The organism is Psychrobacter sp. 1044 (genome assembly GCF_904846525.1).
GTDB lineage: Bacteria > Pseudomonadota > Gammaproteobacteria > Pseudomonadales > Moraxellaceae > Psychrobacter.
In genome coordinates this window covers 28,083-50,296 of sequence record NZ_CAJHAZ010000007.1, presented here as the reverse complement: position 1 = coordinate 50,296, position 22,214 = coordinate 28,083, and the positions used below count along the sequence as shown (strand labels likewise).

General features: G+C 44.8%; 17 protein-coding genes. 8 read left to right on the top strand and 9 right to left on the bottom strand.

From position 1 onward, the window contains the following. Window positions 1–69 precede the first annotated feature (69 nt). A complete protein-coding gene (locus JMX82_RS06215; protein WP_201539895.1) occupies window positions 70–897 on the bottom strand; it encodes an IclR family transcriptional regulator in 828 nt (275 codons plus the stop codon). 175 nt (window positions 898–1,072) lie between these two features. Between JMX82_RS06215 and JMX82_RS06210 the strand changes: the two genes are divergently transcribed. The 3 genes from JMX82_RS06210 (at window position 1,073) to JMX82_RS06200 (ending at window position 4,830) form a co-directional block, all read left to right on the top strand. Continuing rightward, window positions 1,073–2,257 (top strand): acyl-CoA dehydrogenase, encoded by a 1,185-nt coding sequence (locus tag JMX82_RS06210; RefSeq protein WP_201539894.1) that lies wholly within the window; start codon window positions 1,073–1,075, stop codon window positions 2,255–2,257. A gap of 268 nt (window positions 2,258–2,525) precedes the next feature. Further along, window positions 2,526–3,725 (top strand): CaiB/BaiF CoA transferase family protein, encoded by a 1,200-nt coding sequence (locus JMX82_RS06205; RefSeq protein WP_201539893.1) that lies wholly within the window; start codon window positions 2,526–2,528, stop codon window positions 3,723–3,725. A 55-nt stretch (window positions 3,726–3,780) separates the two neighbouring features. Continuing rightward, window positions 3,781–4,830 carry a histone deacetylase family protein gene (locus JMX82_RS06200; protein WP_201539892.1) on the top strand — a complete coding sequence of 350 codons (1,050 nt, stop codon included), beginning with the start codon at window positions 3,781–3,783 and terminating at the stop codon, window positions 4,828–4,830. Window positions 4,831–4,892: 62 nt separating this feature from the next. On the opposite strand, the gene JMX82_RS06195 is transcribed toward JMX82_RS06200, so the two are convergent. After that, complete coding sequence (locus JMX82_RS06195) at window positions 4,893–5,657, bottom strand: IclR family transcriptional regulator (protein WP_055123914.1); 765 nt, start codon at window positions 5,655–5,657, stop codon at window positions 4,893–4,895. 262 nt (window positions 5,658–5,919) lie between these two features. Here JMX82_RS06195 and JMX82_RS06190 point away from each other — a divergent pair, with 262 nt between their 5' ends. The 3 genes from JMX82_RS06190 (at window position 5,920) to JMX82_RS06180 (ending at window position 10,594) form a co-directional block, all read left to right on the top strand. Beyond that, on the top strand, window positions 5,920–7,395 hold the full coding sequence (locus tag JMX82_RS06190; protein ID WP_201539891.1) for an NAD-dependent succinate-semialdehyde dehydrogenase: 1,476 nt from the start codon (window positions 5,920–5,922) through the stop codon (window positions 7,393–7,395). Window positions 7,396–7,578: 183 nt separating this feature from the next. Continuing rightward, window positions 7,579–8,841, top strand: coding sequence for a 4-aminobutyrate--2-oxoglutarate transaminase (gene gabT, locus JMX82_RS06185; RefSeq protein ID WP_193837042.1), 1,263 nt, complete (start codon window positions 7,579–7,581; stop codon window positions 8,839–8,841). A 310-nt stretch (window positions 8,842–9,151) separates the two neighbouring features. Then, window positions 9,152–10,594, top strand: coding sequence for an APC family permease (locus JMX82_RS06180; RefSeq protein WP_201539890.1), 1,443 nt, complete (start codon window positions 9,152–9,154; stop codon window positions 10,592–10,594). Between the two features lie 95 nt (window positions 10,595–10,689). Here the strand turns inward: JMX82_RS06180 and JMX82_RS06175 are convergent, their stop codons facing one another. From JMX82_RS06175 to JMX82_RS06150, 6 genes are all read right to left on the bottom strand, one after another. Continuing rightward, window positions 10,690–12,063, bottom strand: coding sequence for an NAD-dependent succinate-semialdehyde dehydrogenase (locus JMX82_RS06175; protein ID WP_201539889.1), 1,374 nt, complete (start codon window positions 12,061–12,063; stop codon window positions 10,690–10,692). Window positions 12,064–12,146: 83 nt separating this feature from the next. Further along, entirely contained in the window at window positions 12,147–13,274 is a 1,128-nt protein-coding gene (gene aguA, locus JMX82_RS06170) for an agmatine deiminase (protein WP_201539888.1), read from the bottom strand. A 52-nt stretch (window positions 13,275–13,326) separates the two neighbouring features. After that, window positions 13,327–14,199: an N-carbamoylputrescine amidase gene (aguB, locus tag JMX82_RS06165; RefSeq protein ID WP_201539976.1), complete on the bottom strand. Its 873-nt coding sequence runs from the start codon at window positions 14,197–14,199 to the stop codon at window positions 13,327–13,329. 117 nt (window positions 14,200–14,316) lie between these two features. Beyond that, window positions 14,317–15,810: a Na+/H+ antiporter NhaC family protein gene (locus JMX82_RS06160; protein ID WP_201539887.1), complete on the bottom strand. Its 1,494-nt coding sequence runs from the start codon at window positions 15,808–15,810 to the stop codon at window positions 14,317–14,319. 195 nt (window positions 15,811–16,005) lie between these two features. Beyond that, window positions 16,006–17,367, bottom strand: coding sequence for an NAD(P)/FAD-dependent oxidoreductase (locus JMX82_RS06155; RefSeq protein WP_265089309.1), 1,362 nt, complete (start codon window positions 17,365–17,367; stop codon window positions 16,006–16,008). A gap of 1 nt (window position 17,368) precedes the next feature. After that, window positions 17,369–18,712 (bottom strand): glutamine synthetase family protein, encoded by a 1,344-nt coding sequence (locus JMX82_RS06150; RefSeq protein WP_201539886.1) that lies wholly within the window; start codon window positions 18,710–18,712, stop codon window positions 17,369–17,371. Window positions 18,713–19,179: 467 nt separating this feature from the next. Here JMX82_RS06150 and JMX82_RS06145 point away from each other — a divergent pair, with 467 nt between their 5' ends. Beyond that, window positions 19,180–19,920, top strand: a complete 741-nt coding sequence (locus JMX82_RS06145; RefSeq protein ID WP_201539885.1) for a gamma-glutamyl-gamma-aminobutyrate hydrolase family protein — start codon at window positions 19,180–19,182, stop codon at window positions 19,918–19,920. After that, window positions 19,895–20,653, top strand: coding sequence for a cupin domain-containing protein (locus JMX82_RS06140; protein WP_201539884.1), 759 nt, complete (start codon window positions 19,895–19,897; stop codon window positions 20,651–20,653). Before JMX82_RS06145 ends, JMX82_RS06140 begins: the two co-directional genes overlap by 26 nt. 163 nt (window positions 20,654–20,816) lie before the next feature. On the opposite strand, the gene JMX82_RS06135 is transcribed toward JMX82_RS06140, so the two are convergent. Further along, entirely contained in the window at window positions 20,817–22,166 is a 1,350-nt protein-coding gene (locus tag JMX82_RS06135; RefSeq protein WP_227676403.1) for a glycosyltransferase, read from the bottom strand. Window positions 22,167–22,214: the final 48 nt, after the last annotated feature.

The window sequence follows — 22,214 nt, the reverse complement described above, 5'->3', positions numbered from 1 at the left end:
TCTTTCATAAGACAAAACCCATCGACTAAGCCAAGATGCTTGTACTATAGATTTATCATTTGTTCTCTTTTAAACCCCACCACCAATCCGCTCAGCCAACGCCTGCAATTTTGGCACAATCATCGCTGCATATTCTTCTGATTCCCAGTTGGCACTCGGCACACTGGCATTGAGCGAATAAGCATATTGCCCAGTCGCAACATCAAAGACTCCAACGGCCACTGCCAATATATCTGTAGAGAATTCACCATCTGATACCGTATAGCCATGCGCTTTATAATGCTCTGCTGCTTTAGATAGAGCAGACTGCGCATGCTTATAATCCTCTGTAGATAAATGCTCTTTTAAATTACTGTCAATGACAGCCTGTCTCGCTGGCGAGCTAGACGCATAAAAAGCGCGTCCAATAGCGGTGCGAGCGACGGGTACTGCTGAGCCAACTTGCAAATTGACCGATAGGCGAGCAGGGCTACGACAGCAAGCATGATAGCGCATTTCTCCTTCGACCTCGGTTGCCAAGTTTACTGATACCTGATTATTACTCGCAAACTGTCGCAGTAACGGCTCAGCTGCTGCGACCATATCGTGACGACTCCATGCAGTGGCGCTAAGTCGCACCGCACTACTGCCCAATTGATACTGTCCGTGTTCCGTAATGCGCAAAAATCCAAGTGTCATCAAGGTATGAATCAGACGCGTGATGGTCGCTTTTGGCAGTCCGGTCATTTGACATAACTGTTGATGACTCAGCTGCTCATGATGCTCAAATGCTGATAACAGAGTCAGTCCACGCCCCAATGCAGTGACGAATTGTCTGTCATTATCATCTTTACTCTTCTCAAGGATGCTATTCATTCGAGTCAGTAATGGTAGAGCTGCTGATATATTTTTTGTCATTTTATGCTCATTTTATTTGATAAAGGTTTACAGCGACCCGAAACTTTGGTTTAATGGATTTAAATTATGAAACTAAGTTTCGCACAGCGGAATTGGTAAGTCAATAACCTATTAAGTCAATTTACTCATTAATTACTACTCGTCGGTCAGGATGACTGATATCAAGGAGATCCACATGGCAACATCTACGCGTCCAAGTTTTGACTGGGAAGATCCTTTTTTATTGCGCGATCAGCTGACTGACGAAGAGCGTATGGTAACGGACAGCGCTCGCCAGTTTTTTCAAAAAGAGCTGATGCCTGGTATTGTTGAAGCCAATCGCAATGAGAATTTTGACCGTAATATCATGCGTCAAATGGGTGAAATGGGTTTGCTTGGCATGACCATTGAAGGTTATGGCTGCGCTGGATTATCACATGTTGCCTACGGTTTAGTTGCTAAGGAAATAGAAGCCGTTGACTCAGGCTACCGCTCAGCGATGAGTGTGCAATCAAGCTTGGTCATGCATCCTATTTGGGCGTACGGTACTGAGGAACAAAGAGAGAGATATTTGCCCAAGCTTGCAACTGGCGAATATGTTGGCTGTTTTGGTCTGACGGAGCCAGATTCAGGCTCAGATCCTGCGTCGATGTCGACACGAGCGCGTGCAGTTGACGGCGGTTATGAGCTGACGGGTAATAAGATGTGGATTACCAACAGTCCTATCGCTGATGTGTTTGTCGTTTGGGCAAAAGATGATGCTGGTGAGATTCGTGGTTTTATCTTAGATAAAGGTATAAAAGGGCTGTCCGCACCGAAAATTGAAGGCAAATTCTCATTACGTGCATCAGTCACGGGTGAGATTGTCATGGACAAAGTATTCGTCCCTGAAGCCAATGCTTTCCCAGATATCCGTGGTCTAAAAGGACCGTTTGGCTGCTTAAATAAAGCCCGTTACGGTATCGCATGGGGCGCGATGGGGGCAGCTGAATTCTGCTGGAAAGCAGCACGCCAGTACACGCTAGACCGTAAGCAATTTGGTCGTCCGTTAGCTGCGACGCAATTGGTACAGCTGAAACTTGCCAATATGCAAACAGAAATCGCTTTGGGTCTGCAAGCAGCGCTACGTGTTGGTCGTCTGATGGATGAAGACAATGCGGCGCCTGAGATGATCTCACTTATTAAGCGTAATAACTGTGGTAAAGCGCTAGATATCGCACGTGTTTCTCGTGATATGCATGGTGGTAATGGTATCTCTGATGAGTTCCACATTATTCGTCATGTTATGAACCTAGAGGCGGTGAACACCTATGAAGGGACGCACGATATTCATGCGCTCATCTTAGGACGTGCGCAGACTGGCATTCAAGCGTTTTATTAATTGTTGTTAATTAATAAGCATTAGCTAATAGATATTAGCTAGTTTCTACACCATAAACGTACGTTACTGTTTGGCTTTTTAATAAGCTGTTATAGACAGTAGCGTGCGTTTCTGATTTTTATACATCGTTGTTATGCATTGTTGTTATCCATCATTTATCCATCATTTATTTATCATTGTCTATTATTTAAAGCATTTAAAGCATTAAAAGATAAATGATGCATAGCAATTTTTTATCAAACAATAGGTTACATAATAAGGGAGTATTATGACTGACATGGCAAAAGGCGCATTACAAGGTATCAAAGTGCTCGACTTATCGAGAGTATTAGCCGGTCCTTCTTGCACTCAAATACTCGCCGATTTGGGTGCCGACGTTATCAAGGTTGAGCGTCCAGATATCGGTGATGAAACACGTCATTGGGCACCGCCAACATTCAGCGATGACACCTCCGCTTATTACGCCACCATTAACCGCAATAAAAAATCCCTCACCGTCGATATTAATACCCCTGCAGGGCAAACCATTATCAAGCAGCTTATCGCTAACAGCGATATTGTGGTTGAGAACTTTAAAGTTGGCGGTCTTAAGAAGTACGGCTTAGATTATGACAGTCTGAAACAAGACAATCCGCGCCTAATTTATGCCTCATTGACGGGTTTTGGTCAGACAGGACCAGATGCCAAGCGCCCCGGTTATGACTATATTATTCAAGGTCTATCAGGCTTGATGAGTATTACGGGTCCGAGCGATGGCGAACCGCATAAGGTTGGCGTGGCAGTTGTTGATTTGTTTGCAGGTTTACAGCTGACCATTGGTATTCAAGCAGCATTAATAGCTCGACAGCATACTGGAGTTGGGCAACATGTCGATGTGGCATTGCTTGATAGTGCGCTTGCCATGCTGGCTAATGTTGGTATGAATCATTTGGCATCAGGCAGGGTACCGCCAAGACTCGGTAACCAGCATCCTAATATCGTGCCTTATCAAGTGTTTGCTGGCGAGGGCGAGCAGCATTTTATTTTAGCTTGCGGCAATGACAGTCAGTTTGCCAAACTGTGCAATGTGCTTGCAGTTGATTGGCATATCGACAAGTGTTTTATGACCAATCCACAACGCGTTGCCAATCGTGAGCTACTGTGCGCTGAGCTGAGTAAGAAATTTGTCGAGCAACCACGTACTTATTGGTTGGAGGTGTTAGATCAAGCAGGTATCCCATGCGGAGCGATTCATAATGTCGCTGAAGCCTTGGCAATGCCGCAAGCGCTGGCACGTGAGATGGTGGTTGATTTTGCCACGCAAGGCAGTCCGGTAAGAGCACTTGGTAGTCCAATCAAACTATCTGCATCACCCGTCACTTATCGGTCACCGCCACCGAAGTTGAGCGAGCATACCGATAGTACGCTTGCTGATTTGGGCTATGACAGCGACATGATAGCCAAGCTTAAAGCCGATGGAATTGTTTAGTTAAGCATCAAAAAAAGCGCCATTGGAAAAAATGTTAAACAAAGGAATGTTGAGCATGAAAATATATAGCCATGAAAACCTAAGCCTGCACAGACCACTCCCTTATTTTTCTTATGGAAAGATGCATGAGCCGTTAGAGATACCAGAGCGTATGGTTGAGTTCTTAAAAGCACCAGCAGCGTTAGGGTTAGAGGTGACGACCGTTACCGATATTGGCATTGGGCCTATATTAGCGGTTCACGATTTTGGTTACGTTGAGTTTCTCAAACATGGCTATGATGACTGGATAGCAGTCGAGGAAGACTTGGGCGCGCAGGTACAGACGGGGATTTTTTTGCCGTATGACAATCCCGGTATCGGTATCATGGCAAAAGCAGCAAAGTATCAAGCGGATGATAGCGCGCCTATCAGCGAGCATTCTTGGACATCTATTTATTGGTCTGCGCAGACTGCACTCAATGCGGCTGAAGCATTGCTGAACGATGATTTGTCAGATACCGAGCGTGCCGAAAGTCATATACAGCTTTGCTTCTCACGGCCTCCTGGTCATCATGCTCGCAAAAGCGCCGCTGGCGGATTTTGCTATCTAAATAATGCAGCCATCATCGCTGAACATCTGCGGCAAAAATACGAAAAAATCGCCATCATAGACACCGACATGCACCACGGACAAGGTATTCAAGAGATATTTTATGATCGCAGCGATGTTCTTTATACCTCGGTTCACGGTGACCCCGTTAACTTCTATCCCGCCGTGACAGGGCATGCGTTTGAAAGAGGCGTGGGCGAGGGTGAAGGCTATAACATTAACTTCCCGATGCCACATGGCACCGATGAAGCTGGGTTTTTTGAGTATGTTGATAAATCTATCGAAGCGATGACGCTATTTGACCCTGATGTCATTGTGCATGTCTTAGGTTTTGATGTTTATGAGAACGACCCAGAAGCGAGATGTGCGGTGAGTACGAAAGGATTTAAGGTACTAGCACAAAAGATGAAAGCGCTAAATAAACCACTGATTGTTTTAGTCGAGGGCGGTTATTACTTGCAAAAGCTCAATGACAATTTGCAAGCATTTTTATCAGGGCTTATTTCAGAAGATTAACAGTTATCACCAAAATAACTGAAAGAGTTTGAAGTAAGCAAGAAACTAGCAGCGTTTTAACTTTATTTATTATCGATAAAACCCAAACGCTGCTCAATTTGCTGCGCCAATTCAATCAATACTGCGCTGACCTCAGCACGCTTGGACTCATATTCGCCTTGCAAAAAGCTAACCGCCATACCCGCAACGGCATTGCCTGACGCATTGCGAATATAAGTACCCAAACAATACATCCCTTCGCGAAGTTGCCCATCATCGAGTGAGATGCGACTGTTTTGAATGGCGGTCAACTCGGTGGACAAATCGCTAAAGTTATCAACACCGTGTTGGGTAATAGGTGCGGGGAAACCGGTAGCGTAGATAGATTTTATACTGTCCATAGAGAAGGTTGAAAGCATGGCTTTGCCCGTGGCAGAGAATACCGCTGGTACGCGAACGCCAGCGCGAAAGGTAAAGCCAAGCGGGGCAGGCGCTTCATGACAGGCTAAAAACACCACTTCACCTAAATCAAGCTTAGATAAGGTGACTGTATGCTGAAGAAGAATCGGATACTGGACAATAAGGTCTTTAAATAACTGGATGACGCCTTGCTGCTGCTCATACTTACCCGCCCAATACATCAAATAAGAGCCTAAATGAAAGCGGCTATCGCTGTCTTTATAGATGACATGCTTGGTCAAAAGACTTTGCAAAATATTGTGGGTTGAGCTACGTGGTAGATTGAGCTCTTTCGCAATATGAGCTGCCGTTAAAGGCTGTGAGCTATCAGTAATTAAATCTAAAATCTGAAAGGTTTTGTCCAAGGCAGGAACGGCAGTTGAGCTCATAAGGAACCTATAAAAGTCAGTAGAATTGAGACAATATAAAAATAACGCGATAAATTATCATTAAAATGAGAATAGGGGTTGCAAATGGCTGGCTATCATTCTTATAATGATGTCTCATATGTAGAATAGAAGTTCAGTATATTGAACACTTAGCAAGTTATCAATAATTATTTAAATCATAACCTTCTATTTATTGTTATTCACTTATCGCTATAAATCTGCGAATCCTATTTGCAAACCTCAATTGACAAGGAGCGTCACAATGTCACAACTGTCACAGTCTACGCTACAGCTATCGAACCCAGATCTACTTAAACAGCAGTGTTTCATCAAAGATGGCTGGCATGCCGCTAGTGATGACTCGACTATTGATGTGAGCAATCCTTTCAACGGCGATATCATCGGTACGGTACCAAGCCTAACGACCGACGATGTGAACGACACGGTTACCGCCTCTCATGAAGCCCAGATCCTTTGGGCAGCCAAAACCCCGAAAGAGCGTGCTGAGCTACTACAAAAGTGGGCAGACCTCATCGATGCCAATAAAGAAGACTTGGCTATCATTATGACCGCTGAGCAAGGCAAACCTCTAAACGAGTCGCGCGGTGAAGTGGGCTATGCCAATAGCTTTATCCGCTGGTTTGCCGAAGAAGGCAAGCGTGTTTATGGCGATGTTATCCCTGCCAATCAGTCACAACTGCGCCATGTGGTACTCAAGCAGCCCGTTGGTGTCTGTGCGGCGATCACGCCTTGGAATTTCCCAGCAGCGATGATTACCCGTAAAGCCGCACCAGCATTGGCAGCAGGCTGTACCATGATTATTAAACCTGCGACTGAAACGCCATTTTCTGCGTTAGCACTTGCTGCACTGGCTGAGCAAGCAGGTATTCCAGCAGGCGTTATCCAAGTAGTGACCGGCAAATCATCAACTATCGGCGATATCCTAACGGGCGATGCACGCATTCATAAGCTTTCATTCACAGGCTCTACCGAAGTCGGTCGTACCTTGATGGCTCAATGTGCGACAACCATCAAAAAACTGTCATTAGAGCTGGGCGGTAATGCGCCATTTATCGTCTTTGATGACGCTGATCTAGAAAAAGCGGCTGAAGGCTTAATTGCTTCTAAATATCGTAACGCTGGTCAAACTTGTGTTTGTGCCAACCGTGTCTATGTGCAAGACAGCATTAAAGATGAATTCTTAGATGTGTTTGTGAAAAAAGTCGCTGAACTAAATGTCGGTAACGGTATGGATGAAGGCGTGGATATTGGTCCTTTGATTAATCAAAAGGCGCTAGAAAAAGTGCAAGCGCTACTTAAAGATGCTTTAGACAAAGGCGCGACGCTTATCGCTGGCGGCAGCACCAATGACGCCTCAGAGCTTACTTACAATCCAACGGTCATTACCGATATCAGTGCTGAGATGGATATCGCGCACGAAGAAATCTTTGGCCCTATTGCCACTATCTTTACCTTTAAAGACGAAGCAGACGTTATTCGTCAAGCCAACGACACGATTTATGGCTTAGCGGCTTACTTCTATAGTGGCAGTTATGCGCGCTCATGGCGCGTTACCGAAGGTCTTGAGTACGGCATTATTGGTCATAATACTGGTCTGATTTCTACCGAGGTCGCCCCATTTGGCGGTGTCAAGCAGTCTGGCTTTGGCCGCGAAGGCTCAAAATACGGCATTGAAGAATATGTCGTGACCAAATACTGGTGCTCTGACGTCAGCTAACCGTTTAGCGACATACGCTCTCTTTTAAGGTTTTAATTGTCACACCGTATCGAACGGGATTCAGCACCATGAATCCCCTCTATAGCTAGCAATTAATAATTGTTAACTATTAGATAAACCATTCCTCAAAACCGCCATTCAATCATTGGCACTTATGTTAAAAATAAAGAAAAGGACATTCCCATGACGACTACCAATAAATCACTACTTGAGCGCCGTAAAGCTGTGTTACCAACAGGACTTGGCGTTGCCTATCCTATCTTTGCAGAAAAAGCCAAAAACTCAGAAGTTTGGGATGTTGAAGGCAATCGTTATATTGACTTCGTTGGTGGTATCTCAGTACTGAATACTGGTCACAGCCATCCAAAAATTACCCAGCGCGTGCATGAGCAACTTGACAAGTTTACCCATACTGCGGCACAAATGATCAACTACGAATGCTATGTGGATCTTGCTGAAAAACTTTGTGAAAAAGCACCTATCAGCGGTGAGAAAAAAGCCTTCTTTTTAACGACTGGTGCAGAAGCGGTCGAAAACTGTATTAAGATTGCTCGTGCGAAAACTGGTCGCCCAGGTATCATCTCTTTCGTTGGTGGTTGGCACGGTCGTACTTTAATGTGCATGAGTTTGACGGGTAAAGTGCTGCCGTACAAAAAGAACTTTGGTCCAATGCCAGGCCCTGTATTCCATGCGCTATTCCCAGCTGAAGAGTTGAATGTCACAGAAGCACAAGCGCTGCATAGCCTTGAGATGATTTTCCAAGCGGATATCGATCCTAGCGAAGTGGCGGCGATGATTATCGAGCCAGTACAAGGCGAGGGTGGTTTTCATCAAGTCACCCCATCATTTGCCAAATCTCTACGCGATATCTGCGACGAACATGGTATTGTCTTGATTTTTGATGAAGTGCAGTGTGGTTTTGCCCGTACGGGTACGTTGTTTGCCACCGAGCAGTTGGGCGTTGAGCCTGATTTAATGACCAGTGCCAAGAGCTTGGCGGGTGGTTATCCTATCTCTGCGGTTATCGGTCGCGCCGATATCATGGATGCACCGCAGGTAGGCGGTTTGGGCGGTACATACTCTGGTAATCCACTGGCTTGTGTGGCTGCACTCGCTGTCATGGAAGTCATCGAAGAAGAAAACCTACTTGAGCGCAGTATTGAGATTGGCGACAAAATCGAAGCTTTCTTAAAGGGCTTAAACTTAAGTAGTATCGGTCATATTCGCCATAAAGGCGCGATGCTCGCGTTTGAATTAATCGATAGTGATGGCAAGCCTGATGTGGAAGCGACGACTAACCTAAAAGCAAAATCATTTGAGCAAGGTTTATTATTAGCGTCTTGCGGTATGTATGGCAATGCCATTCGCGTGATGGTGCCATTGACGGTTGAAGATGAAGTGCTCCAAGAAGGTCTAGATATTATCAAAGGTATCCTAACTGCTTAATAAGTATTCAGTATTTATTTATAGTGAAATACATCACTTTTAATCAAGCCTCGATCTTGGTTAGAAGGTTATCTTTAATAGCACAGCAAGATTGCCCATATGGCACTCGCTTTGAGTACATTTTTTACAACGGCGCCTTGCAAGTCAAGACGCCGTTGCTGTTTGTACTATTTGAATAGTAAACAAGTAGTGCCGAACAGCTTCGATCAAAAGGTATATATGATAATTATGATGGGTACTATCCCACTAAACAAAAGATAGTGTGACCGTCAAGGGTTAACACGGATGACACACAGACAAGGAGCAGGTTATGTCTGAATTAAAAAAATCGTTAGGGACGCTAGATATTATCGCCTTAGCATTCGGTGCTATGGTTGGTTGGGGCTGGGTAGTCTTGGCTGGTGGTTGGATTTTATCTGCGGGGACGTGGGGCGCAATGCTGGCGTTCTTGATAGGCGGCTTGGCAGTGATACTTATTGGTGTGACTTATGCCGAGCTTGCCGCATCGATGCCGATTACGGGCGGCGAGCATACCTATACGCATAGAGCACTGGGGGTAAATGTCTCCTTTATCTGCTCATGGAGTATTCTATTTGGGTATTTTTCGGTGGTCGCGTTTGAGGCGGTTGCCTTGCCGACAGTCGTAGAGTATTTTATCCCCAATTACAATCAAGGATATCTCTGGACCATCGCTGGTTGGGATGTTTACGCCACTTGGGTGGGCGTTGGGATGCTGGGCTCAGTCATCGTCACTTGGCTAAACATCCGCGGTATGGAGGTCAGTGCGTGGTTCCAAAAGACGGCCGTATTGGGCATCTTATTTGTTGGTACGTTGCTGTTCATTGGCGCAGTCATGTTTAATCCTGAAGGCTCAAACTCAGTACAAGCGCCTGCATTTATCGGTGGTATTGGCGGTATGATGGCCGTTATTGTCATGGTGCCGTTTATGTTTGTCGGCTTTGACGTTATTCCGCAAGCGGCAGAAGAAATTGATCTGACTCGTCCTAATATTGGTAAATTTTTGATTTTATCGATTGTCGTTGCGGTAATGTGGTATGTGGGTATCGCTTGGAGTGTTGGCACGACCTTGCCACTCTTACAAGCCGAAAACTCAACGCTCGCCACTGCGGATGCGATGACCAATGCTTGGCATGGCAAGTGGGCAGGTATTTTATTAGTCATTGGCGGTGTGCTGGGTATTTTATCAAGCTGGAACGCCTTTTTGATTGGTGGTAGCCGACTACTCTATGCCATGTCAAAAGCACGTATGTTGCCCGCATTTTTGAGCAAGCTGCATCCAAAGTATAAGACGCCGTCGAATGCCATTTTATTGATCGGTGGTTTGGCGACACTAGCACCTTTGTTTGGTCGTAAAATGCTGGTGTGGATCGTAGATGCTGGTGGTTTTGGTATCGTTATTGCTTATACCTGTGTCGCTATCTCATTCTTAGTACTTCGCTACCGCGAGCCTGATATGGTACGCCCATTTAGAATACCAGCAGGTAAGCTCGTTGGCATAGTCACGATTGCGCTAAGTTTTGGAATACTCATGCTGTATATGCCAGGTATGCCATCCGCACTAACCCCTATCGAGTGGTGGATTTTCTTTGGTTGGACGGTCTTAGGCATTGCGTTATATGGCTATGCAAGGGTGAAGTATCCAGGTATTAGCGAGTCAATTATGGCAGAAGAACTACGTGAATTAAAAATCGTCAATCAATTATGGTTAAAAGACAATCCACCTAAGCAATAGTTTTTTCGATGGGTTATTTTTTAATAACATCAACTTTCAAAAAAAGCCTAACAGTCAATGTTAGGCTTTTTTTATTCTAAAAATGACTCTGTCGATTACGACTTATCACGAATCAATTTATAATTTAAAAACTCAGTGATACCAAGGGTGCCAAGCTCGCGACCAAAGCCTGAGCGTTTAACGCCGCCAAACGGGGTATTGGCTTCGCTACCAGAAGGCGCATTGATAGTGACCATACCGACTTCTAATTTGTCAGCAATCTCAGCGGCTAGCGCAGCATCTTGTGTTTGGATAGAAGCACCAAGTCCAAAGGGTACGTCGTTAGCGATTTTAATAGCATGCTCGATATCACAAGCCTTATAAACGACCGCCACAGGACCAAATAGCTCTTCACGGTAGACAGCCATGGACTCAGTTACATCTGTCAATACCGCAGGCTTAAACCACGCACCCGGCTTGTCTTTGATCATGCCACCTTCGACCAATACGGTCGCGCCTGCTTGAATGGCGCTATCGAGCTGTTCTTGCAAGTTAACTGCGGCTGCCTTTGAAGACATTGGACCAATGAAAGTACCTTCATCAAGTGGATCAGCGAGTGTCATGTTACTGACGGCATTAGTAAACCCTTCAACGAATTTATCATAAACAGATTCGACGACGATAAGGCGTTTGGCAGCATTACACGCTTGTCCTGTATTGCCAAAACGACCAGAAATAGCCCCTTTTATAGCTTGTTCGATATCCGCATCAGCTGCAACGATAAAGGCGTCTGAACCGCCAAGCTCTAGCACGACTTTTTTCAGCGCGCCGCCTGCTATTTTAGCAACTGCTTGCCCAGCTCGCTCAGAGCCTGTTAGCGAAACGCCTTGTACGCGGCTGTCTTCGATGATTGTTGCCGCTTGCTCATTGGTAGCAAACACATTGTTATAGACACCCTCAGGTAAGCCGGCATCTTTTAGGATATCAGCGATGGCTTCTGCAGTCTTAGGACATTGCGGCGCATGCTTTAGAATAACGGTATTACCTGCCATAAAGTTTGGCGCGACAAAACGTGCCACTTGATAGTGCGGGTAGTTCCACGGCATGATACCTAACAGAGCGCCCACAGGACGTTTTTCTACCGAAGCTGACCCTGAATCAACATCAATGGTACTAGGTGCTAGTAGCTGCTCAGCGTTGTCTGCATAATAGCGATAGATATCGGCAACTAGACCGATTTCACCTTTCGCTTGAGCAACGGGCTTGCCCATCTCATTGGCAACGACGCGGGCCAGCTCGTCTTGACGTTCAAGATAGATATCGGCAATTTTATGAAGTATGGTACTGCGCTCATCCAATGAAACCTGACGCCAGTCTTGATAAGCGGTATCGGCTTGTGCAATAGCGTTCTGGATGTCCTGCTCAGTTGCCGTAGGGTAGGTGGCTTCTACTTCGCCAGTGGCTGGGTTATTAACTTGATAATCGCTCATAGCTATGTCCTTTTTTAAAATATTATTGGGTTCAAAATCCATTTGGGTCTATATTTTTATGCGCGTGCTTTTAATTGATGATGTTAGTTAATGCTTTTAATTGATGATTTTGGCTGCTGCTGAGTAATACAGTGAATATTACCACCGCCAAAGACAATCTCCTTTGTACGTACTCCCACTACTTGATGCTGAGGAAATACTTTTTCAAGCTGCTCGATGGCTAATGAATCATTTTCATCATCATATTGCGGTACGATGATAGCCTCATTACAAATTAAAAAATTGGCATACGAAGCGATACAAACATCACCAGTCTGACGCGCCTTGGCATCATCAGACTGCTCAATATCATAGTTCTCAGGTAAAGTAATAGGTTGCTTGGTACAGCAAAGCTTATGGACTTTTAGGCGGCGACCTTTGGCATCGGTCATATTTGAGAGCTGCTCATAGGCTTTTTGTGTTGCTTTATAAAATGGATGCTCAGAATCATCAGTGTATAAACAAACCACTTCACCAGGGCGCGCAAAGCAGGCAATATCATCAATATGACCAGTGGTTTCGTCAGGATCGATACCGTCATCAATCCACAGTACTTTTTGCACATTGAGATAGGCTTTTAACTTGTCTTCAATTTGATCTTCGGTTAGGTGTGGGTTACGTCCAGGACTGAGCAAACACATACGTGTGGTCAGAACGGTGCCTTCACCATCGACATGAAATGCACCGCCTTCCATCACAAAGTCATCCGTTCGATAGCGTTTGATATCTAGATGGTCACATAAGCGTTCAGCCAGCTTATCATCGTCATCCCATGGCGAGTATAGTCCGTCATAGTCGCCGCCCCATGCATTGAATGTCCAATCACAAGCGCGTAGCTCGCCTTTATCATTGATTAAAAATGTCGGGACAGTATCACGCGCCCAAGCATCGTTGCTGGGCACGGATATGACGTCGATGTCAGCAGGTAGACTATCGCGGCATGATTGATAATTATCAGGATTGACCAGTACGCCAACCTCACAAAATCTGTTGATTGCCAATGCAACATCAGCATAAGATTTCTGAGCAGGAGCGGCTTGCTGTCGCCAGTTATCAGCACGGTAAGGCCATACCATCCATATTTTTTGTATCGGCTCAAATTCTGCTGGCATGTAAAAGCCGTCTTGTTGTGGTGTTGAGCCAGTGATTGATTGGTTCGGTAATAATGACATATAGAGCACCTTATTTGACGATAGCGCGAGTGAGCTTGCTTGTTAACAAACTTTATCCATGAGTCAGCAACGTGCCATACATCGATGGACGACGATCACGGAAAATGCCCCATTGCTGACGTTCGATAGCCAGTTGTTCTAAGTCAAAAGTCGTACTAAGTATCTGTTCTTTATCTTTAGATGCTTCTTGGATGATCTCACCGCGGCCATCAGTAATAAACGAGCTACCATAGAACGCCATGACGCTATCGTTTCCGTTTTGAGTAATTGTCTCAGTGCCAATACGATTGGCTGCTACGACTGGCATGAGATTAGCAGCAGCATGACCTTGCATACAGCGCAGCCAATGACCTTTTGAGTCGATGTCCAATATTGGCTCATCACCAATCGCAGTCGGATAAAACAGTATTTCTGCACCCATCAATGCCATGCTACGAGCGCATTCAGGGAACCATTGATCCCAGCAAATACCGACACCGATTTTGGCATACTTGGTTTGCCAAACCTTGAATCCAGTATCGCCAGGGGTAAAGTAGAATTTTTCGGCATAAGGAATGCCATCTGGTATATGCGTTTTACGATAAGTGCCGAGTATCTCGCCATCGGCATCAATCACGGTCACGCTATTAAAAAAGGTATTGCCTGATTTTTCATAAAAGCTAATCGGTAATACCACTTCTAAGTCTTTAGCCAACCGTTTGAAGTGATTGATGGCCGCATTATCCTCAACTGCGGTCGCAAGGGCAAAGTAATCAAAGTCATGAACTTGGCAGAAGTAAGGCGTCTCAAACAACTCTTGTAGCAAAATGATATTGGCACCCGCTTTGGCGGCTTTGGTGACCAAGTCAGTCGCAGTGGCAATATTTTGTTGTATATCCCAACCACATGCCATTTGAGTCGTAGCAACGGTAACATTTCGCATGATCTAAATCCTTGTCGTATTTATTAGTGACTACCACATAAAAGGGCTGTTTTTATTGATTAACGAACAATCTCTCATTGCCCGTTAGTCAATGATTACAATAATAGCGTTAAGATTGGCTTAAGCCATCATATAACCCAATCCTAAGAAGGTGACGACGGATAAACCCGCGCCGAGCATGGCATAGGGGAACTGGGTAAAAGCATGCTGCATGGGGGAGCAGCCAGCACCTTGCGCGGCAAGTAGCGATGAATCACTAAAGAAGCAAGCATGGCTACCAAATGATGATGCTGATAACAATGCGCCAATCATAAGGGGAGTGCTAACGCCTAGTGCAATAGAGATTGGAAAGACAATCGGCATAGCAAGGACATACAGCCCCCAGCTTGATGATGTGGCAAAAGTTAAGAAAGCCATGACGGCAAAGATGACGGCAGGGAAAATAATAATGGTCATATAAGGCGTGATAGCCTCAATCACATATGAGGTCATACCAAGCTCATCATTGATGGCTTTTAAGAAAAAACCGCCGATGACGGTTGAGAGCGGATAAAGCATGACTTTAAAGCCTTTAAAGATGGCTTCAACTTGCGTCTCAAAACTTAAAATGCCTTGCATCCAATAGACAACGACGGTCACAAAACAGGTCAATAATGCACCGCGTAATAGATCGATTTCGAAGTAGACCGTCGAGACAATTAACAAAATCATTGGGAAAGCGAAGTTTGCGATATTGGCTTTGAACGATAGTTTACGCTTGGCTTGGACGTTTGAGACCAGTTGCTCTTCGACAAAGGCTTCAGGAACAGGATTACCCGCTTTGGCGCGTGCCTCGGCTTTTTTCATCGGACCCCAGTCACCTAAAATGCCATACGCGACCAAGAATACAATCAAAAGTGCAAACCAAGCATATGCCATATAAGGAATCGCGCTGATATAAAGCCCAATACCTTCACCATCGCCAGCCACGCCGTTTTCTTCTAAAAGACCGGCAAAGTAGACCGCCCAAGTAGAAATAGGCACGATAATACACATCGGTGCGGCGGTTGAATCGACAATATAAGCAAGCTTCTCACGAGAAACGTTATAGACGTCAGTGAGTTTTTTGACGGAGGTTGATACGGCTAGACAGTTCAAATAGTCATCAATGAAAACCACCACGCCCAAAGCAAAGGTGGCCAACAATGACTGACGGCGCGACTTAATGATTTTTTGTAGCCATTCACTAAAGCCATCTAGACACCCACTAATCTCAAGCAGTTGAATGAGACCACCCATCAGACCGCAGACCAGAACAATCCAAATAATGGTCTCATTACCCAGCACCATCGACATGTTGTCTGCAAAAGGGGAGACCAAATCAAAAGGGTTGAGCATCACAAGGCCAGCGACACAGCCTGCGATCATGGATTCAAATGGTCGCCTAGAGACAATGGCAGTGACTAATACTAGTAATGTTGGTAGTAAAGATAAGGCGCCCCAAGATTGGTCTGGGGCACGGCTGGTAGATAGCCAAGCAAAAGCCAGATAGATGACGACGGCTACTATGACGGTGAGAAATACTCGCTTATTATGATACTGTCCTTCGACAGCATCATTGAGCTTCATGTTCATATTTACGCTCCCTGTAAAACCTCATTGTTTTTTTAAACAAGCTCTATTCTATGGTTGACGCGCGACAGACAGTAGCGAATCAACTGTCTATCGCGCCCTATCACAACAATCCGTTGCTATGATAGGTCACTGTAACGACCGCATTTAAAATAAAAACACCTTATTCAATGTTTATTATTCAAAGTTTTTATGCGTTTACATGCCAGTGGTATCTTTTAGCGCATACCACCATGAGCCCATGACAGAGTAAGGGACTCGCAGCGCTCGACCACCTGGGAACGGAATCCAAGGAATCTGTGCAAAAGCATCGAACTCTTTGGTTTTACCATTGATGGCATCGGCTAATATTTGTCCAAATAGATGCGATCCTGTCACGCCATGACCACTATAACCATGGGCGAAATATACTCGCTCATGTAGCTTGCCCATTTGTGGTACGCGAGAAAAAGACAACGCAAAGTTCCCACTCCACGCATAGTCAATTTTGACATCACGTAACTCTGGAAAAATCTTATTCATATTTGGTCTAATTTTAGCTGTGATGTCGGCGGGGTCTTGACCACCGTAGACTGTACCACCGCCGAATAACATGCGCTTGTCTGCTGAGAGGCGATAGTAATCCAAAATGTAGCGGACATCTTCGACACAAACATCGGTTGGCAGTAACTGGTCTGCTAAATCACCCAGCGGCTCGGTGGCGATAATTTGCGTCGATACCGGCATAACACGGTCAGTCAGTTTAGGGATCACTTTATTGAGATAGGCATTGCCGCATAGCACCGCTTGCTTACAAGTTACGGTGCCAAACTCGGTAATGACTTTGATAGCATCGTCAGCATACTCAATATCAACCACTAAGGTGTTTTCGTAAATAGTGCCGCCGCCTTGCTCAATGGCCGCTGCCTCACCTAGAGCAAGATTCAATGGATGGAAGTGTCCACCGGAGTGATCGATGACTCCGCCCACATAGGCATCTGATTTTATATGCTCTTGGATACCGCGCTTATCGAGCATTTCTCGATCATGCATACCATGGCTCTCCCATAGTGCATGCGTTTCTTGCAAGTCTTTTAGCTGTCCATTATTTAATGCCGCAAAGATATTTTTTTCTTTGAGATCACAGCTGATATCGTAGTCTCTAACAAAACGACGAATAATTTTGCCACCGCGGGTCACGAGCTGACCGACGAAGTCTGCATTTTCTTGACCATAAGACTTTTTGATTTTTTGTAGGCTCGCATTTAGACCATTGACAATTTGACCGCCATTACGCCCTGATGCGCCCCAACCAATTTGCGCGCCTTCCAGTACCACGACTTCATGGTCGGTTTCAATGAGATGCAGGGCCGTGGATAAACCGCTATAGCCGCCGCCAACCACACATATTTCCACTTGGATGTCATTCTTTAGTGTTGGTCTATCCGGCTTAGGATTACGACTGGCTGCATAATAGCTATCAGGATATTGTCCTTTGTCTGAATAATGCGGAATATTACGCGTATTATTCGACGATAAGTTTTGGTTCGTTGCTGCATTGCTATTTGAGTTATTTGACATATCAAACATCCTGTAAATAGGTGAGGTATTCAAGGTTGGTCACTTGCTGAGCAAAGCGTTTGGCTTCTTGCTTTTTGACCGCGATCAACAGCTCAATCATCTCGCTTGGGAACAGCGAATCAATCACATCACTGCTTTCAAATTTGCGGATGGCGGACAGCCAGTCTAATGGCAAGGTCTTAAGTTCGGCTTCGTCGTAAGTAATGCTATTAATGGGTTCTGGCGCTTCCAGCTTGTTCTCGATGCCATACAGCATACCTGCCAGTACCGCACTACAGACCAGATAAGGATTGGCGTCAGCGCCAGAGACACGGTGCTCGATACGGCGCGCTTTTGAGTCACCACCAGGGATACGTACTGCCGCCGTGCGGTTTTCATAACCCCATGACACATTGTTTGGCGCTAGCGTACCGGGTGTAAAGCGGCGATAAGAATTCACATGTGGGGCAAATAACAATGTGCAATCTGACATGGTCTTTAACAATCCAGCGACTGCATGGCGCAAGATATCTGAGCCTTCATCTGACCCATCATCAAAGACATTATTGCCGTTTTTATCTAATAAGCTGCAATGCACATGAAAACCATTACCCGACTGCAGACCAAAAGGCTTTGCCATGAATGTCGCGGTGAGTTTACGGCGAGCAGCGACGGCTTTGACGACCTGTTTGAACAAAATCGCATCGTCAGCGGCTTTTAGTGGATCGTCTACGTGTAATAAATTAATCTCAAACTGGCCACAGCCATTCTCTGCCAACGCGGCATCTGCTGGGATATCGAGCTTTTTGCACTGTGCATAAACTTCGTCTAAAAATTCATCGAATTGTAATAGATCATTGATACTCAAAATTGAGGTTTTATTCAGTCTTAGCCCGCTTTTGGGGCGGATAGGTGGTCTTGGGGTTTCGCCTTCAGTATAGTCAACCAAATAAAATTCCAGCTCAGTGGCCATCACTGGAGTCAAACCAAGCGCTTTGAATTTTTTGCTGATGTAATCCAAAACGTGTCTGGCATCACCGTAATAAGGCTCGTTATTTTCTGTATAAAGCCAAACGGGCAATAGCGATGAAGGCGCACTGGTATTGAGAAGTGGATAGGCGGCACGACCCGTAGGACGGGCAATGGCATCTATATCGCCATTACATTGAGAAGACTCGATGACATCAGCACCCCAAATATCAACGCCTAAGATAGATAAAGGCAATCGTATCGCACCGTTTTCTGCTTTTTCCATTTGATTGAAAGGGATGCGCTTACCACGAAGTAAGCCATTAATATCACCTGCCGCAACATAAACGTATTCTGTGTTGTTTGCAGATTCGACCATTCCATTGGTTGTCGTCATGTCTATTCTTCCTATGAATTTTTAGAATTACTGGGATTATTGTCAATACGGATACTGCTGGCGCATCGTCTTTTAGTGATATTTCTGACCAATACTTGGTAAAACAGCGATTGATTACCTCTTATTTAAACAGTCTTTATGTGTCTCTTTATGTTTCTCAAAACAGATTTTATTAATAATATGAATTCTTTAGATTTCGCTGTTCTTAGCCCTTAACATCGAGATATAAACGTCAACCCTTGTTTAATGTCTCGCTGATGACTTCCAATATATGTGTGAAAAATATAGTTGTCAATTTTTATTTAAAATTATCTTAAATTAATACATTTTTCCAATTTTATTATTAATATCGGCAATATTGAAATTTATAGTTTACATTTTATGGGGTGCTGTGTTAAATTTTAGCTAAATAAAGGATTGAGCAATATAGACGATGAGGTCTATTTGTTATAACTAGGGAAGACGGTATGAAAAATTCTAGACCTATTATTGCTATTGTTTCTTGTCATAAGATGGTTGATGGGCAGCCAGCACAAGCGGTGTATCAAAAATATATCGATGCCGTGAATTTTTATGGTGGCAATCCCATACTGCTGCCAAACACTGCTGCCGATAGCGAAAACTTTGAGGCGCTACTGAATATCGCAGATGGGATTTTGTTAACGGGCAGTTATAGTAACGTGGCACCAACGCGTTATGGCACGACGCATATCGAAGCGAAACAAGACTTGGGTCGTGATGAGCTGAGCTTTAAATTGTTGGATTATGCAGACAAGACTGGCACTCCGCTATTGGCGGTTTGCCGAGGTTTGCAAGAGATGAATGTGCATTTTGGTGGCACGCTACATCCTGATTGGCGGGAAGTAGAGGGGTTTTATGAGCCACATTTAGAGGACAATACTCAGCCACTTGAAGTGCAGTATCAGCCAGTTCATGACGTGATTATCCAACCTGCGGGTCGACTGGCGGCGTTTGGTGAAAAATGGCACGTTAACTCGCTACATAAACAAGCAATCAATAAAGTAGGCGCGCGTTTATTGGTTGAGGCTCTAGCGCCTGATGGTTTGGTCGAAGCTATCAGCTTGTTGCAACATCCATTTATGATTGGTGTACAATGGCATCCTGAGTTAAATTATGCACAAGACGACTTGTCCAAATTTCTATTCACGGAATTCATTCACTATGCCAGCAAAACCCAAACTGAATAGCACTACTGAAGGCAATGTAGACAATGCCAGCACTGACATTGATATTAATAGCAGCATTGACGCTGATGTCGCCAGCGATAAGGCGGCTGATATCGATAAAGATGACGACACCAGTGGTGATGATGAAGATGAGCTGACAGACTCTGAGACAGCGATGTCAACCGAAAATGACGAGTCGCCAGAAGAGGATATCGGTAAAAAGATCAATCAGCTGCGCCTCGCAAAGGGCTACTCGCAACGTAAGCTTGCGAAATTGTCGGGATTAACCAATACTTCTATCAGCTCCATTGAGCGCAATAAAGTCAGTCCAGCAGTGAATACGCTAAAGGCAATTTTGGCGGTATTGGGTTCTGATTTAACCACGTTTTTTAGTGATGAATGGAAGGAACCAAAGGCGAGAGTCGTGGTAACGCCAAAGGATTTGTTGGAGTTGAGCGAACCGAGTAGCAGAGTGTCGCTAAGACAGGTATATAACTGTAGTACCACCAAGAATTTGGGTTTTTTGATTGAGGTGTATCAACCGAACAGCTCAACGGAAGAAAAAATCGCCCACGAAGGTGAAGAGATTGGCACCGTTATTGAAGGCAAGATTCTTATCCGTATCGATGAGACGACGTATCTATTAAACCAAGGGGATAGCTACGTGATTGATACCATTCGCCCGCATACTTTTATCAACCCTACTGATGGCGTGACTCGCATTGTTAGTGCGCACACCCCGACGACTTATTAGGTGAGCATTTTAATAGCCATTTAAGTTGATGTTTAAATAGCCATAGTGATTTCCCGCGCGGCTTCTAAAAATAGAAGCCGCGTTTTTTTGTATGAAATAATTCATTGTGAAAACATGCCCCAGCAAGCTGTTAGATATTAGCCTAAGTAATAAAGTGGTAGGCTTACGGGTCTTTATGATTTTGAAGCGTTTCTGAGTCAGTAAGCGGATTTGATGGGTTCATCGCTTTAGGTTTTTCTTTGATAAGCTTTACTTTGGTTTGTTTATCGGCTGGTGCAAGCGCGACATAAGCAGACTCAGGCTTCTTACTAGTGGGTTTAGAGGATTTTTTTAGCGTCTTGTTAATTCTTTTAACAGCAGCGGCATCGCTTGCAGCTTGTTCCTCTGCGAGCGAGTCGTCGTATAAACCTTGATAGACAGCAAGGGTTTCTTCAATCATCTCACGCATGGTGAATTTATTGGTCATTTCAGGCCGTGTGATGCTTTCTAATTGATTTCTCACGGCTTTACATAGCGCATTGGCATTGTATTTTTTGACCAGCCCTTGAGGATATAGCGGTTGTAAAATCTCACTAAATGCGGCCTGATCCCAACCAATAACGGGCGTACCTAAATGAATCGCTTGTAAGGCGTTGATGCCGATTGATTCAGGCTCATTAGCAAGCGCCATGACGATATTGGCGGCTGAGAGCCATTCACGCATGTCATTACGTTTGCTACCTACATAAGTAATTCGATCAGCCAACCCTAATGTATTGGTGCGTTGGCGGAAATCTTCGTGCGCGACATCACCATCTCTATAATCATCATCCATGATAATGACGTGGATGTTAGGGAACTGCTCTTGCAAGTTGCCCAAAATATCAATCAGCCATTCCTGACCATATTCGTTGCCAATAATGGTTGGAAATACCAGCCATTTTTTATGCTCAAGCTCAGGATATTCAGCAAAAGTATGCCGTAACCAATAAACAGATGGATTATGACGATAAGGATAGCGGCGCGTATCGATACCACGGTAGATGCGTTTGATGACTTTAGGGTCTGCATCTTCTCGGCGCAGGCCTTTTTTTAGATAATTGGTCACACTATCGGAGACGGTAATGATGGTATCGACATCGAGTAAGGCTTGAGAGTACTTATTGATCGGATAAAAACCATACATGGTTGACACTAGCTTTGGTATCCGCTTGACGCGGGCGCGGCGCAATGCCAAATGCAGTATCCATGCAGGTGTGCGTGAGTGCACATGGATCACGTCAGGATCGTACTCTTCAATCAAACGCCGCAGCGCCGTGACTTGTAGTAACGATAGCCAAGACTTTTTATTCATATATAGCTGATGATAGTTATTGCCATCACGCTTGAGGCGTTTGACCAGATCATTATCTTCGTCGGCGCTAGAGACGATGATGGAGGTATGGCCATTTTTGACCAATGCGCGCCCAAGATGAAAAATACCGCGCTCGGATTCATCATGCTTTAAAGACGATAATAAGCGCATAACTTTCATAATGGCATTGGTGACCAGTTGATAATAACAAGTGGCTATTGTCAGTTA